Source organism: Vibrio sp. IB15 (genome assembly GCF_016406055.1).
Taxonomy (GTDB): Bacteria; Pseudomonadota; Gammaproteobacteria; order Enterobacterales; family Vibrionaceae; genus Vibrio; species Vibrio chagasii.
The window spans coordinates 13,989-27,404 of record NZ_JAEFCE010000017.1 but is presented as its reverse complement, the minus strand read 5'-3'; the positions used below and the strand labels follow the sequence as shown (position 1 = coordinate 27,404).

The 13,416-nt window shown below is 44.5% G+C and carries 18 protein-coding genes; 8 read left to right on the top strand and 10 right to left on the bottom strand.

Translation table 11 applies throughout. From position 1 onward, the window contains the following. Nucleotides 1–2 precede the first annotated feature (2 nt). Genes lptB through JC606_RS08520 form a run of 6 tightly spaced genes read right to left on the bottom strand, consistent with a single transcriptional unit; the run spans nt 3 to nt 4,294 of the window. Complete coding sequence (gene lptB, locus JC606_RS08545; RefSeq protein ID WP_004738702.1) at nt 3–728, bottom strand: LPS export ABC transporter ATP-binding protein; 726 nt, start codon at nt 726–728, stop codon at nt 3–5. A 2-nt stretch (nt 729–730) separates the two neighbouring features. Next, nucleotides 731–1,225: a lipopolysaccharide transport periplasmic protein LptA gene (lptA, locus tag JC606_RS08540; RefSeq protein ID WP_004738701.1), complete on the bottom strand. Its 495-nt coding sequence runs from the start codon at nt 1,223–1,225 to the stop codon at nt 731–733. Beyond that, nucleotides 1,206–1,769 (bottom strand): LPS export ABC transporter periplasmic protein LptC, encoded by a 564-nt coding sequence (gene lptC / locus JC606_RS08535; protein WP_137407608.1) that lies wholly within the window; start codon nt 1,767–1,769, stop codon nt 1,206–1,208. The genes lptA and lptC overlap by 20 nt, the downstream gene beginning before the upstream one ends. Then, the gene (kdsC, locus tag JC606_RS08530; RefSeq protein WP_102425640.1) at nt 1,766–2,323 is read right to left on the bottom strand and encodes a 3-deoxy-manno-octulosonate-8-phosphatase KdsC; all 558 of its coding nucleotides are present in this window, start codon (nt 2,321–2,323) and stop codon (nt 1,766–1,768) included. Before kdsC ends, lptC begins: the two co-directional genes overlap by 4 nt. Further along, nucleotides 2,323–3,294 carry an arabinose-5-phosphate isomerase KdsD gene (gene kdsD, locus JC606_RS08525; protein ID WP_102425639.1) on the bottom strand — a complete coding sequence of 324 codons (972 nt, stop codon included), beginning with the start codon at nt 3,292–3,294 and terminating at the stop codon, nt 2,323–2,325. The genes kdsC and kdsD overlap by 1 nt, the downstream gene beginning before the upstream one ends. 34 nt (nt 3,295–3,328) lie before the next feature. Beyond that, nucleotides 3,329–4,294, bottom strand: a complete 966-nt coding sequence (locus JC606_RS08520; RefSeq protein ID WP_008220425.1) for a calcium/sodium antiporter — start codon at nt 4,292–4,294, stop codon at nt 3,329–3,331. A gap of 265 nt (nt 4,295–4,559) precedes the next feature. On the opposite strand from JC606_RS08520, the gene mlaF reads away from it, so the two are divergent. From mlaF to JC606_RS08480, 8 genes are all read left to right on the top strand, one after another. After that, nucleotides 4,560–5,354 carry a phospholipid ABC transporter ATP-binding protein MlaF gene (gene mlaF / locus JC606_RS08515; protein ID WP_008220421.1) on the top strand — a complete coding sequence of 265 codons (795 nt, stop codon included), beginning with the start codon at nt 4,560–4,562 and terminating at the stop codon, nt 5,352–5,354. A gap of 1 nt (nt 5,355) precedes the next feature. Next, entirely contained in the window at nt 5,356–6,135 is a 780-nt protein-coding gene (mlaE, locus tag JC606_RS08510) for a lipid asymmetry maintenance ABC transporter permease subunit MlaE (RefSeq protein ID WP_008220420.1), read from the top strand. Between the two features lie 2 nt (nt 6,136–6,137). Continuing rightward, complete coding sequence (gene mlaD / locus JC606_RS08505) at nt 6,138–6,629, top strand: outer membrane lipid asymmetry maintenance protein MlaD (RefSeq protein WP_102426034.1); 492 nt, start codon at nt 6,138–6,140, stop codon at nt 6,627–6,629. Between the two features lie 49 nt (nt 6,630–6,678). Then, nucleotides 6,679–7,293, top strand: a complete 615-nt coding sequence (locus JC606_RS08500) for an MlaC/ttg2D family ABC transporter substrate-binding protein (protein WP_137407623.1) — start codon at nt 6,679–6,681, stop codon at nt 7,291–7,293. Then, nucleotides 7,293–7,601 (top strand): STAS domain-containing protein, encoded by a 309-nt coding sequence (locus tag JC606_RS08495; protein ID WP_102426036.1) that lies wholly within the window; start codon nt 7,293–7,295, stop codon nt 7,599–7,601. Before JC606_RS08500 ends, JC606_RS08495 begins: the two co-directional genes overlap by 1 nt. Before the next feature lie 13 nt (nt 7,602–7,614). Further along, the gene (gene ibaG / locus JC606_RS08490; RefSeq protein ID WP_137407609.1) at nt 7,615–7,869 is read left to right on the top strand and encodes a BolA family iron metabolism protein IbaG; all 255 of its coding nucleotides are present in this window, start codon (nt 7,615–7,617) and stop codon (nt 7,867–7,869) included. A gap of 8 nt (nt 7,870–7,877) precedes the next feature. Next, nucleotides 7,878–9,143 carry a UDP-N-acetylglucosamine 1-carboxyvinyltransferase gene (gene murA, locus JC606_RS08485; protein WP_198778433.1) on the top strand — a complete coding sequence of 422 codons (1,266 nt, stop codon included), beginning with the start codon at nt 7,878–7,880 and terminating at the stop codon, nt 9,141–9,143. A 152-nt stretch (nt 9,144–9,295) separates the two neighbouring features. Beyond that, nucleotides 9,296–10,021, top strand: coding sequence for a 1-acylglycerol-3-phosphate O-acyltransferase (locus tag JC606_RS08480; protein ID WP_198778432.1), 726 nt, complete (start codon nt 9,296–9,298; stop codon nt 10,019–10,021). 107 nt (nt 10,022–10,128) lie between these two features. On the opposite strand, the gene JC606_RS08475 is transcribed toward JC606_RS08480, so the two are convergent. The 4 genes from JC606_RS08475 to JC606_RS08460 form a co-directional block, all read right to left on the bottom strand. Then, nucleotides 10,129–10,518 (bottom strand): RidA family protein, encoded by a 390-nt coding sequence (locus tag JC606_RS08475; RefSeq protein ID WP_004738682.1) that lies wholly within the window; start codon nt 10,516–10,518, stop codon nt 10,129–10,131. Nucleotides 10,519–10,653: 135 nt separating this feature from the next. After that, entirely contained in the window at nt 10,654–11,115 is a 462-nt protein-coding gene (gene pyrI, locus JC606_RS08470) for an aspartate carbamoyltransferase regulatory subunit (protein ID WP_137407611.1), read from the bottom strand. A gap of 12 nt (nt 11,116–11,127) precedes the next feature. Continuing rightward, nucleotides 11,128–12,057: an aspartate carbamoyltransferase gene (gene pyrB / locus JC606_RS08465; protein WP_102425524.1), complete on the bottom strand. Its 930-nt coding sequence runs from the start codon at nt 12,055–12,057 to the stop codon at nt 11,128–11,130. Nucleotides 12,058–12,326: 269 nt separating this feature from the next. Continuing rightward, nucleotides 12,327–13,328, bottom strand: a complete 1,002-nt coding sequence (locus JC606_RS08460) for an ornithine carbamoyltransferase (RefSeq protein ID WP_198778431.1) — start codon at nt 13,326–13,328, stop codon at nt 12,327–12,329. Nucleotides 13,329–13,416: the final 88 nt, after the last annotated feature.

Here is a 13,416-nt window from a genome sequence, read left to right as displayed (position 1 = left end):
AATCATAGACGGAATTGTTCGCCTAGATAAACTTGTTTAACTTGTTCGTTATTGAGAACATCTTCAGGAGTACCCTCTGCGATCAGGTGTCCTTGGCTCACGATGTAGGCCTTTTCACACACGTCTAATGTTTCACGAACGTTGTGGTCGGTAATCAAAACACCCAAACCGCGATCGCGCAGGTGTTCAATGATTTTCTTGATATCGATAACCGAGATCGGGTCAACACCAGCAAACGGTTCGTCTAGCAAGATAAACTGAGGGTTCGCTGCAAGAGCGCGAGCGATTTCAACACGACGACGTTCACCACCCGATAGGGCCATACCATTACTGTGACGGATATGTTGGATGTGGAACTCTTCTAGAAGGTCTTCTAGCTTATCCTGACGCTGCTCATTGGTCATCTCATCACGGGTCTGTAACACCGCCATGATGTTGTTCTCTACAGACAGCTTACGGAAGATAGACGCTTCTTGAGGCAAGTAACCGATACCAAGTCGCGAACGGCTATGCATTGGTAAGATACTGATATCTCGGTCATCAATGCTGATGGTACCTTCGTCACGTGCAACTAAGCCTACAATCATGTAGAAAGAAGTCGTTTTACCGGCACCATTAGGACCAAGCAAGCCGACAATCTGGCCTGACTCAACCTGCAGGCTTACGTCAGTCACTACTTTACGTTTGCTGTATGTTTTCGCTAGGTTTTGTGCTTTTAGAACGGCCATGGCTACTTATTCACTTCCGTTGGTTGTAAAACCGTTGATACTCGTTTGTTCTCACCACTGTCAGCGACTAGCTTCTGAGAGCCAATCTGGTAAGTGATTTTAGAGCCTCGGATGATACTGCCATCTTGAGATAGCATCGCATTCTTGGTCATGATCAGTTTGTCAGCAACAAGCTGGTAATGTAGGTCGTCAGCTTCACCGTAGAGCGTCTTTCCATCATCAGTCAGTTGAGAGAAGGTCGCCGGTTTACCGAAGCCTTGAATCTCTTCAATCTCACCATTTACGGCGTTGCGGGTAACAATCACCTTATCTGCATTGATATTGATGCTGCCTTGTTTCAGGTTTACATCACCAATGAAGGTTACTTGGTTACTTTTCATATCCAATTGCTGGCTGTCTGAGTCAATGTAGACAGGTTGCTCGCTATCCGAAGATAGGGCGTAGACATTTGGTGCCGCAAGAGTCAAAGCGAATAAACTAAGGTGTAAGAGTTTCATATCTACCTTGAACAGAATTAAAGAGAGTCGCATTGTTGGTACCGAAGTTACCTTTTATTGCTTGACCCTCATTTTCAAAAAATGTACCGATCATATGGACCGGAGTATCTGAATAAAAATCTCGGCTTTTCAGCTCAATCACCATTTTTTCAGTGGTCATTGTATCGAAGCTTGCCCCTGGCAGTAGATTCTTTGCCACAACGTTGTCATAAAAAGTGACAACCTGATTTTCATCCATAATCGCGCGATCAGCGGTGACTTGCCATTCAATCGTATGCCCTTCACGGAATACCGAGAGAACAGGGTTTTGAAAGTGCGTGTTGCCAACCACTGAGAAGTGTTCTAAATACGTCGATTCAACTTGGTAGCTGCGAATACCTGACTCATCGTAACTGATGTTGTTGAGGCTGTTGCCGCTAAAAGCAGGTAGCTCCAAATTCGGAGCCACTTGTATCGTCGATGTTTGCTCTTTGTCGAACAAGTAGTAGGTCGACCAAGAGGCAATAAATATTAGTATTAAATAGATAATACGAGTAAAACTCATATGCTTAAACCTTTATGCACGTCGAGTTCATTTCTTGCTTGTAAAATAAGGTCGCAGACTTCACGTACTGCACCGTGACCACCATTGATGGTTGTCACATAGTTTGCTCGCTGTACAAGTAGCGGGTGACCATCTGCTACACAAACCTTCAAGCCAACTTTTTCCATTACCGGCCAGTCGATCAGGTCATCGCCGATGTAACCAGTGTTCTCAGGATTAACAGAAAGCTTATCGCAAATGTCTTGGTAAGCCTTAACTTTATCGTCTTGGCCTTGATAAATAAGTTTGATACCGAGAGCTGTCATTCGATTTTCAACAATCTGAGATTTACGGCCTGTGATGATTGCGATTTCAATGCCCGCGTTCATCAGTGATTTGATGCCGTAACCGTCACGAGTGTGAAAGGTTTTCAGCTCTTCACCATTGTTGCCCATGTAGATACGACCATCAGAGAATACGCCGTCTACATCGCAAATTAGGAGTTTGATGTCTTTTGCGATAGCAAATACATCTGAGTCAACAGTGCCGTAGAGAGTTTCGACTGTCTGTGTCATTACATTACTCCAGCTTTCAATAAATCATGCATGTTTAGAGCACCAACTAGTTTGCCATCTTGGCATAGCATCAAGCCATTGATGCTTTTAGCTTGCATTAAGTTTAAACCCTCAACCGCAAGCATGTTCGGATCGGCAACCGTAGGGTTTAGCGTCATCACATCGCCAATTTGAGTGCTATGAATATCAACGCGTTTATCTAAGATACGGCGTAAATCACCATCGGTAAAAATACCGGCCATTTGACCATCCTGATCAACGATGGCCGTCATGCCCAAGCCTTTCTGAGATATCTCTAGTAAAGCATCTCTTACTAGAGCATCAGGTGCAACGACAGGGAGTGCATTGCCTGTGTGCATGATGTCGTCTAGTTTCAATAGTAGCTGACGACCTAAAGCGCCACCTGGGTGAGATAGGGCAAAGTCTTGAGCCGTGAAGCCTCGAGCTTGTAAAAGTGCAACGGCTAATGCATCACCCATTACTAGGGTAGCAGTGGTGCTGGTTGTTGGGGCTAAACCTAGCGGACACGCTTCTTCCGGCACCGAAATTTGTAAATGGATATCAGACAAGGTCGCCATATTCGATGCAGGCTTACCTGTCATGCTGATGATCTTGATGTTCAAACGCTTCAACACAGGAAACAAGCTAAGAATTTCACCTGATTCACCTGAGTTCGAAATTGCAATCACGATATCACCCGGTTCGATCATGCCTAAGTCACCGTGTGCCGCTTCACCTGGGTGAACGAAGAAAGCTGATGTACCCGTACTTGCTAGCGTTGCTGCGATTTTGTTGCCGATATGACCGGATTTACCCATGCCCATCACAACCACTTTACCCTTGTTGTTTAGGATTAAGTCGCAAGCTTTGCAAAAATCATCATTAAAATATTGGTCCAATTGAGTGAGACCTGCAACTTCAGTTTCCAAAACTTGTTTGGCAACACTGCGATAATCAAATGGCTGAGACATCAAATACTCCAAGTACGGAAAGTTAAGTCAACAATTAAGCCGACATGTTCATTAGTAGGTAGCTTTGGTAAGCCACGAACGTCACGATTAACACGCCACCTTCAATACGATTCACACTGCGTGATTTACCTAGCGCCATCACAACAAGTAGCAGAGATACACCTAGCATTACCCAGAAGTCACGACCCATCGCAAATTCGCTCAAGATAGAAGGGTTTAGGATGCCTGGAATACCCATAACAGCCAGAATGTTGAATACGTTTGAGCCAATGATGTTACCCACGGCCATATCGTCTTCGCCTTTCATTACACCTGCAAGTGATGCAGCAAGCTCAGGTAGACTCGTACCAACGGCAATAATGGTTAAACCAATCACAAGGTCGCTCATGCCGAAGAACTTAGCGATGATCACGGCATTATCAACCAGCATATCAGCGGCTAAAGGAAGGATGATAAGACCAATTACTACCCACATTGCAGCTTTCGGGTTACTAACGCCCTCTGGAATCTCTGATTCTTGTTCATCAAGAAACGCATCGCCGTTCTTTTTCTCACTGCGGCTGATTTGCAGCATGGCAAACAAAAACGCACCGAATAGAACAAATAGCAATACGCCTTCGTAGAAACCTAAGTGGTTATCCCAAAGCAGTGCGCCAGCTAGTAAAGTGACACCAATCATGAGTGGTAGTTCACGGCGAATCACAGCGGAGCTGATTGATAGCGGCTTGATAAGCGCAGTGATACCTAAAATTAGCGCAATGTTGGCAATGTTTGAGCCTAAAACATTTCCGACCGCAGTATCTGTTTTGCCATCAAGTGCAGCGGTTGCAGAAACCATCATTTCTGGAGCTGAAGAGCCCATTGCAAGAATCGTCATACCGATAACTAATGGTGAGATACCGAAGTTGCGAGCAAGAGCTGCGGCGCCGTAAACCAGCTTATCTGCACTCCACACCAAAAAACCTAGACCGATAATAAGAAACGCAATCGCTTCAAGCATGATGATTCCTAAAAAATTAATAAAAAACGGAGAATTAACCGCTAATTTTGACCTGTTGGTAGATAAAAGGGAAGTCACTCAGTAAATTAATTACCACTTAGCGACTGAGAAAGAGATCTGAAAAGATAATTTTCTAATGCTTTCAAATCCCTGCATAGATTCCTGTTTAATATGAATTAATTGAACAGTGCTTTTAATTCTAAAGTAGACTCATTATTATTGCAGCCATAATTGGCGTTTTTTAAAGCAAGGAAACTACAAGAGTATGTCGAATACTGAACTTGTAAAAGTTAAGAACCTTAGCTTCTCACGCGGTGATCGCGTTATTTTTGACGACATCAGTTTAGAGGTCCCTCAAGGCAAGATTACTGCCATCATGGGGCCATCAGGGATCGGTAAAACAACTTTACTGCGTTTGATTGGTGGACAATTGCCTCCAGATAACGGTGAAGTTTGGTTTGATGGCGACAATATCCCAACTCTATCTCGTCGAAAGCTTTATCAAGCACGTAAAAAAATGAGCATGCTCTTTCAATCGGGTGCACTTTTTACGGATCTCAATGTCTTTGATAATGTGGCGTTTCCACTGCGTGAGCACACTGAACTTAACGAAAAATTTATTCGTACCATCGTTTTACTTAAGCTTGAGGCTGTAGGATTACGTGGTGCAGCGCAGTTAATGCCGAGTGAGTTGTCTGGCGGAATGGCTAGGCGTGCCGCATTGGCGCGTGCTATTGCACTGGATCCAGAACTGATCATGTACGATGAGCCCTTTGTCGGCCAAGACCCAATTACAATGGGTGTGTTGGTTGAACTTATTCGCAACCTCAATCAAGCCTTGGGCTTAACGTCTATCGTCGTTTCTCATGATGTTCCTGAGGTGATGAGTATCGCGGATTGGGTTTACCTACTCGCAGATGGCAAAATCATTGCTGCTGGGTCACCGGAAGAGTTGTACAACAATGACGATCCGAGAGTGCAGCAATTTTTGCAAGGCGAAGCTGATGGCCCTGTGCCATTTAGGTTCCCAGCGCAAAGTCTTGAAAAGGATTTGTTTTAATATGATTGCTAAAACTATTGCAGGTGTCGGTAAGCGAACACTTGCGATCTGTGAGTCATTTGGTCGAGCAAGCCTGATGTTATTCGGGGCTTTGTTTGGCATCCCGCGACTAAAAAACTTCCCTTTATTAGTTAAACAACTTTATAGCGTTGGCGTTCAGTCATTGGCTATTATTTTAGTTTCGGGCTTGTTCATTGGCATGGTATTAAGCCTGCAAGGTTATGTCGTGTTAATTGACTACGGCGCTGAGGGCAACCTTGGCCAAATGGTCGCGCTTTCATTACTACGAGAGCTTGGCCCTGTGGTCACGGCGCTGCTGTTTGCAGGTCGCGCGGGTTCAGCACTGACCGCTGAAATCGGTTTGATGAAAGCAACGGAGCAGATCTCCAGTTTAGAAATGATGGCCGTTGATCCTCTAAAGCGCATTATTGCACCACGCTTGTGGGCTGGACTTATCTCTATGCCTCTACTGGCGATGATCTTTATGGCGGTCGGTATTTGGGGCGGCCAGTTAGTCGGTGTTGATTGGAAAGGCATTGACCACGGCAGCTTTTGGTCTGCGATGCAGTCTTCTGTTGAGCTAGGTCGAGATATCGGTAACAGCATGATCAAATGCATGGTCTTTGCTATCACCGTAACTTGGATCGCTCTTTTCAATGGTTATGATGCGGTACCGACCTCTGAAGGTATTAGTCAAGCAACCACACGTACAGTAGTACACTCTTCTCTAGCGGTATTAGGGCTAGATTTTGTTCTTACCGCATTGATGTTTGGGAATTAATCATGCAACAAACTCGAAAGTTAGAATTATGGGTCGGCACCTTTGTTATAGCCGGAATTTGCGCAATCTTAATCATGATCTTTCAAGTCGCTGACGTAAAAGGGCTGGGTTCAAACCATACTTACAATCTGAAAGCGACCTTTGACAACATTGGTAGCCTAAAAGTTCGTTCTCCAGTGAAGGTTGGTGGCGTAGTTGTTGGTCGTGTGAAAAGCATTGAGCTTGATACCGAAAGCTATCTGCCTGTGGTTGAAATGTCGATTGATGCGAAGTATTCACAGTTTCCTGATACCTCTAGTGCTCAAATCTTAACGTCAGGTTTAATCGGTGAGCAGTACATCAGTTTAGTTCCAGGCTTCATTTTTGACGATGAAGAGATGTTGGTTGATGGTGATTCGATTGAAGACACTAAATCGGCATTGGTACTCGAAGATTTGATTGGCCAAGTGCTGTATAGCGTTGGCGGCTCTGATGACAATAAAGCTGAGGAATAGGATGATGTTGAAAACGATGAAACACTTGAAAATAGGGTTTTTCGCTGTAATGGCCTTGTTGGTTTCAACTCAAGCTTTTGCGGATGCAACTATTGATAAAACGCAGCCTTACCAAATGATGACGCAAGTCGCTGAGGTGGCATTTGAGCGTTTGAAGAGCGAACAAGACAATGTCCACAAAGATCCAGAATTACTCAAAGTGATCGTGGAAGAAGAGTTGATGCCTTATGTGAATGCTCAATATGCAGCACTTAAGTTGCTGGGGTCAAACTTGAAAGGCGCGGATAGAAAAGATGTGCGTGTATTTATCGATGCATTTCGCAAGTACCTAGTGTCTTCATACGCACAAGTGTTAACTCAATACACGGACCAAACCATCGAGTTTGGCCCTGAACCAAAAATTAAAGCAGACAGCCGTATCACCAATATCAAGGTTGATATCATTGATACGCCAAGACCTAACATCAAATTGGAATTCAAACTTCGTAAAGACAAAAAGTCTGGCGAGTGGAAAGCATTTGATATGGTTGCGGAAGGGATTAGCCTGCTGTCGAGCAAGCAATCAGAGTGGAATACTAAGATTCGTCAAGACGGTATCTTAGCGGTTGCTGACGAGCTAGAGAAACTGGCTGCACAGCCGATTCGCTTTGAGAGTAATAAATAATGAGCCAATCTCAATGGCAAGCGCTAAGCTCTATAGAGTATCAGCTTCTCGGAGATATCGACCGAGACAGCGTTCCTGCAATCTGGCGTATATTGGAAAAGTGGCAAACAACGGAATCGAGCGTTGAAATTGACCTTAGCCATATAAATCGAGTCGATTCAGCAGGAATGGTGATGCTAATTCACTTATTAGAGCATGCAAAAAATCAAAACTGTCATATAATGCTCAGTTTCGTGCCAGAACAATTACGAACGTTGTTCCAATTGAGCAATATCCAGCCAATGATGGCAGAACACATAAAAAATTAGGCAGGAGCTATTTGTGGACAGCACAAAAGTACAAGAATTATTAGCAGAGGCACTGAACCTTCAAGAGATTATCGTGAAAGGTGAAGGCAGTCATTACGAAGTTGTTGCGGTTGATCCATGTTTTGACGGCATGAATCGAGTTAAGAAGCAGCAACTAATCTACGGCCCACTAATGGAACACATTCAACGCAATGACATCCATGCTCTTTCTATCAAGGCATTCACGCCGGAAGAGTGGGAACGTGATAAGAAACTGATGTCACTTTAAGGTTTATGATGGAAAAGTTTCGAGTTATTGGATCAGACAAGCCGTTAAGCGGTGAAGTGACGATCTCTGGCGCAAAGAACGCAGCGCTACCAATCCTATTTGCTTCAATTCTTGCTGAAGAGTCAGTGGAAGTAAGTAACGTTCCTCATCTACGTGACATCGATACTACGATGGAACTGCTAAAGCGTTTAGGCGCGAAAGTATCACGTAACGGAAGCGTTCATGTTGATGGCAGCGAAATTAATGAATTTTGTGCGCCTTACGATTTAGTAAAAACAATGCGTGCTTCTATCTGGGCTTTAGGTCCTCTCGTTGCTCGTTTTGGTGAAGGCCAAGTGTCACTTCCTGGCGGTTGTGCAATTGGTGCTCGCCCTGTTGATCTGCATATCCATGGCCTAGAGCAACTAGGTGCAACCATTACATTGGAAGATGGTTATGTGAAAGCAAGTGTTGATGGCCGTTTGAAAGGCGCGCACATCGTGATGGATAAAGTAAGCGTAGGCGCTACGATCACTATCATGTGTGCAGCAACACTCGCAGAAGGTAAAACGGTATTAGATAACTCAGCGCGTGAGCCTGAGATTGTTGATACGGCTGATTTCCTTAACAAACTGGGTGCGAAGATTTCTGGCGCAGGTACAGATACGATTACTATCGAGGGCGTTGAGCGTCTAGGTGGTGGTCAACACTCTGTGGTTGCAGACCGTATTGAAACGGGTACTTTCCTTGTTGCTGCAGCGGTTTCTGGCGGTAAAGTCGTTTGTCGTAACACTAACGCTCATCTTCTTGAAGCTGCCTTAGCGAAGCTTGAAGAAGCGGGTGCGAAGGTTGAAACGGGCGAAGACTGGATCAGTCTTGATATGACAGGTCGTGAGCTTAAAGCGGTGAAAATCGTAACGGCACCACACCCTGGTTTCCCAACCGACATGCAAGCTCAGTTTACTCTGCTTAACATGATGGCGAAAGGTAGCGGTGTGATCACTGAAACCATCTTCGAAAACCGTTTCATGCATATTCCTGAACTTCAGCGAATGGGCGCAAAAGCGGAGATTGAAGGTAATACAGCTATCTGTGGTGAAACCGAGCAGTTGAGCGGCGCTCAAGTAATGGCAACGGATCTTCGTGCATCAGCGAGTCTTGTTATTGCTGGTTGTATCGCACAAGGCGAAACCATCGTTGACCGTATCTATCACATCGATCGTGGCTACGATAAGATTGAAGATAAGCTTTCAGCGCTGGGCGCAAACATTACCCGATTTCGTGACTCAAACTAACTTAGGTTAGTAAATTCATGAATCAGTAAAATGAAAACACAAAAGTCGGAACCTTGGTTTCGGCTTTTTTATAGTTGTATTTACCGCAAGTGAACCTGTTTGCTTATTATAAAGTGAATAGGTGGGTAAGCTTTGCGGTTGTGAGGAACAAAATGATAGCAATATTACGTATTTTCGCATTGGCGATATTTGCGATTCTTATGTTTGTATTCGGCTGTGGCTATTGTCTACTTAGCCCACGTAACCCAAAGCACGTATTTACCTTTGGTCGTTACTTCGGTCGTATGTCGAAAGTGTTTGGTATCAAGCTAGAGCTGCGTATCCCTGAAGATGCTTACTCTCGTGGCCAACATGTTTATGTTGCGAACCATCAGAATAACTGGGACCTGTTCACGGTATCATCGGCTGTGACGCCTAAAGTGGTAACAGTTGGTAAGAAAAGCCTAGCGTGGATGCCTTTGTTTGGTCAGCTTTACTGGTTGACGGGTAATATCCTAATTGACCGTGCAAACCGCAGCAAAGCGGTTGGTACAATCGATCAAGTGGTTGATAACCTGAAAGGCAGTGATGTTTCGGTATGGATGTTCCCTGAAGGAACGCGTTCACGAGGCCGTGGTCTGTTGCCATTTAAAACTGGCGCTTTCCATGCTGCGATTGGCGCTGGCTTACCAATTATCCCTATCGTGTGTAGTTCTACAGGTGGCGTTAAGCTGAACCGTTGGAACAATGGCCACGTGATTGTGGAAATGCTAGACCCAATTAATACTGAAGGCTACGACAAGTCGAACGTTCGTGAATTAGCAAACCTAACTCGTGAACAGATGGTGGCTAAGTTGGAAGAGCTAGACAAAGAAGTGATTGAGCTTAATAAGAAGTAGCTTAAACGCAGAAAACGAATAATAAAAAAGGTTGCCTAGTTGGCAACCTTTTTTTATCTCATCAGGGCTTAGTTCAGCACTAAGCCACTGATTAAATAGGGTGAAACCTATTTGCGAACTGCAATAGCTTCGATCTCGATACCAACATCTTTTGGTAGACGAGCTACTTCAACACATGAACGTGCAGGGTAGTTTGCAACGCCGTGCTCATCAAAGAATTTACCGTAAACTTCGTTTACTGTGCCGAAGTCGTTTAGGTCTTTAACGAATACAGTTAGCTTAACGATGTCTTTTACAGTCAGGCCAGAAGCTTCTACAACCGCTTTAACGTTGTCTAGAGATTGGCGTGCTTGCTCTGCGATATCAGCAGATACTTCACCAGTTGCTGGGTTTACTGGGATTTGACCAGAAGTCAGTACCATGTTGCCAAGGTCAACGCCTTGTACGTATGGGCCGATTGCAGCTGGAGCCGATTCTGTGTGAAGTACTTTAGTCATTGGTTTATTCCATCAGTTATTAGATAAAAATCGTTTTTCAGTGTGCCTACAAACCGTGGCTAGGTAAAGCGCAAAATACCCCGCACGGGCGAGGTATTTCATAGTTTTTACATTTATTGCGTGCTACGCGAAAGCTTATCTTTCGGTTACGATCTCGCGAGAGAAGACTTTTTCGCAGTACTTACATTTCAGGCGAATGTCTTCATTCTTTTCAAAGATCATAAAGCTGCTCTCAACCGGCTCGTTGTGAGTAATGCAGTTGGTGTTGGGACACTCAAACACATCGTTGATCTGCTCAGGCAGTTCAAGCGCTAGCTTCTTAACCACTTCGTAATCTTCGATTTGGTTTACCGTCGCATGAGGTGCGTACAGTGCTAACTTGTTTGCTTGCTCTTCGGTGATAAACACATTCTCAATTTTAAGTAAGTCTTTACCGCCAAGTGCTGAAGAAGGCAGGTTCAAACCAATAGTGACACGCTGATGAGAGTTGTGCATATCAAACAGTTTTAGCACCTTGATCCCGATGTTTGCTGGGATATGGTCGATAACGGTACCGTTCTTGATTGCTTCAACTTTTAATTGAGTCTCTTTAGACATGATATCTCTCCTCTACAGCGTTTCGTTAAGAACAAGGGCTAGTAATGCTTCACGCGCGTAAACACCATTTTCAGCTTGCTGGAAGTAGTAAGCGTAAGGTGTTTTATCGACATCGACAGTGATTTCATCAACGCGAGGAAGTGGGTGCAGTACCTTCAAGTTATCACGTGCATTTTCTAATAGAGCAGCCGTTAGGATGTAGGCTGACTTGATGTGTGCGTATTCCGACTCATCAAAGCGTTCTTTCTGTACGCGAGTCATGTATAGAACATCCAGCTCAGGAATCACACCTTCCATGTCGGTCAGTAGTTGGTATTTGATGCCAGCTTCATCAAGCTCTTCACAGATGTAATCAGGCATAGCCAATGCTTCTGGCGCTACAAAGTAGAAACAGATGTTATCGAACTTAGCCAGTGCTTGAGTGAGAGAGTGAACCGTGCGGCCGTATTTAAGGTCACCAACGAACGCCACATTAAGGTTGTCTAGGCGGCCTTGTGTCTCTGCGATAGAGAACAGATCAAGCAGAGTCTGTGTTGGGTGTTGGTTAGCACCATCACCAGCGTTGATGACAGGGACACCATTTGAGAACTCTGATGCTAGGCGCGCTGCACCTTCTTGTGGGTGACGCATTACGTAAGCATCAACGTAGGAAGAGATAACCTGTACTGAGTCTGCTAGCGTTTCGCCCTTTTTTGCCAGTGAGGTGTTACCGCCGCTGTCGAAACCAATCACATCACCACCGATGCGTTGAATCGCAGTTTCAAAAGAGAGACGAGTTCGTGTTGAAGGTTCGAAGAAGCAGCTCGCCACAACTTTGTTCTTGATAAGTTCTGGGTTTGGTTCTGCTTTAAGCTGACCAGCCGTTTGAACAATTAATTCTAGCTCTTCACGAGAAAGCTCTGGAATTGAGATGATGTGCTTTTGATAGAGCGAATTCGCCATGATCTTCTTCCCCACAATAATGTATTGGCCACAAAAAAGCCCCCCATAATGGGAGGCTTTAAAAAAGTGCTGAAAAGCAGAATAGACCGCCTGGCAAGCATGCTAGCTTGCGAGCAATATTAGGTGTTTTCACAATCTTATTATGTGTGATCACAATATTGGTTGGCGTCATTTTCACTACTCTCAGACAAATTGCCGAGAATTATACGCTTTCAATTTGTGAGCGCAAGCGATTACATCAAGCTTTTGTTTACTTTCACTATTCTCAATTAACCGAGTGTTGCGACCATAACGGCTTTGATGGTGTGCATGCGATTTTCTGCTTCATCAAACACAATAGAGTAGTCAGATTCAAACACTTCATCCGTCACTTCCAAACCGTTCATACCATATTTATCAGCTACTTGCTGACCGATAACGGTCTCATTATTGTGGAAAGCGGGTAAGCAATGCATGAATTTCACTTGAGGGTTGCCCGTCAGTTTAATCACATCCATATTCACTTGATATGGTTTCATCACTGCCACACGTTCATCCCAAGCTTCTGGTGCTTCGCCCATCGATACCCAAACATCGGTGTAGAGGAAGTCACAGCCTTTTACGCCTTCAGCAACGTCTTCAGTCAGCGTGATTTTAGCGCCGGTACTTTGCGCGATAGCTTGGCACTCTTCGACAAGTTGTTCTTCTGGCCAGAAGGCTTTTGGCGCGACAAGACGAATATCCATGCCCATCTTGGCAGCTCCTACTAATAGAGAGTTACCCATATTGTTACGAGCATCACCCAGATAAGCAAAGCTGATTTGATACAGCAGTTTACCGCGACCGTGTTCTAACATGGTCAGGAAGTCAGCCAAGATCTGAGTTGGGTGAAATTCATCAGTAAGGCCATTCCACACTGGAACGCCAGCATAAGCGCCAAGGTCTTCGACGATACTCTGACCAAAGCCACGGTACTCGATGCCATCGTACATACGACCTAATACGCGTGCAGTATCTTTCATTGATTCTTTTTGACCGATCTGAGAGCCAGAAGGACCCAAGTAAGACACTTGAGCACCTTGATCAAAAGCGGCGACTTCAAACGCACATCGAGTTCGTGTTGATGCCTTTTCAAAGATCAAAGCGATGTTTTTACCAGTAAGCTTCTTCTGCTCAGTACCTGCATACTTAGCTTTTTTAAGGTCAGCTGACAGGTCGAGTAAAAACTGAATCTCTTTAGGAGTAAAGTCGAGTAGTTTTAGAAAGTTACGATTGCGAAGATTAAAGGCCATCTTTCGCTCCTTGCGTATATAGAATCAATGAAGAACTTAGTTAAACATAAAAATGCTATATTTGTGAATATTTATTTTATTTATTTCA

Bases quoted from the DNA above. Each gene is read 5' to 3' on its own strand.
- JC606_RS08460 (WP_198778431.1), bottom strand. From the start codon at position 13,328: ATGGCCTTTAATCTTCGCAATCGTAACTTTCTAAAACTACTCGACTTT.
- JC606_RS08520 (WP_008220425.1), bottom strand. From the start codon at position 4,294: ATGCTTGAAGCGATTGCGTTTCTTATTATCGGTCTAGGTTTTTTGGTG.
- mlaD (WP_102426034.1), top strand. From the start codon at position 6,138: ATGCAACAAACTCGAAAGTTAGAATTATGGGTCGGCACCTTTGTTATA.
- JC606_RS08475 (WP_004738682.1), bottom strand. From the start codon at position 10,518: ATGACTAAAGTACTTCACACAGAATCGGCTCCAGCTGCAATCGGCCCA.
- JC606_RS08495 (WP_102426036.1), top strand. From the start codon at position 7,293: ATGAGCCAATCTCAATGGCAAGCGCTAAGCTCTATAGAGTATCAGCTT.
- lptB (WP_004738702.1), bottom strand. From the start codon at position 728: ATGGCCGTTCTAAAAGCACAAAACCTAGCGAAAACATACAGCAAACGT.
- kdsC (WP_102425640.1), bottom strand. From the start codon at position 2,323: ATGACACAGACAGTCGAAACTCTCTACGGCACTGTTGACTCAGATGTA.
- pyrB (WP_102425524.1), bottom strand. From the start codon at position 12,057: ATGGCGAATTCGCTCTATCAAAAGCACATCATCTCAATTCCAGAGCTT.
- lptC (WP_137407608.1), bottom strand. From the start codon at position 1,769: ATGAGTTTTACTCGTATTATCTATTTAATACTAATATTTATTGCCTCT.
- lptA (WP_004738701.1), bottom strand. From the start codon at position 1,225: ATGAAACTCTTACACCTTAGTTTATTCGCTTTGACTCTTGCGGCACCA.
- murA (WP_198778433.1), top strand. From the start codon at position 7,878: ATGGAAAAGTTTCGAGTTATTGGATCAGACAAGCCGTTAAGCGGTGAA.
- mlaE (WP_008220420.1), top strand. From the start codon at position 5,356: ATGATTGCTAAAACTATTGCAGGTGTCGGTAAGCGAACACTTGCGATC.
- pyrI (WP_137407611.1), bottom strand. From the start codon at position 11,115: ATGTCTAAAGAGACTCAATTAAAAGTTGAAGCAATCAAGAACGGTACC.
- mlaF (WP_008220421.1), top strand. From the start codon at position 4,560: ATGTCGAATACTGAACTTGTAAAAGTTAAGAACCTTAGCTTCTCACGC.
- JC606_RS08500 (WP_137407623.1), top strand. From the start codon at position 6,679: ATGGCCTTGTTGGTTTCAACTCAAGCTTTTGCGGATGCAACTATTGAT.
- kdsD (WP_102425639.1), bottom strand. From the start codon at position 3,294: ATGTCTCAGCCATTTGATTATCGCAGTGTTGCCAAACAAGTTTTGGAA.
- JC606_RS08480 (WP_198778432.1), top strand. From the start codon at position 9,296: ATGATAGCAATATTACGTATTTTCGCATTGGCGATATTTGCGATTCTT.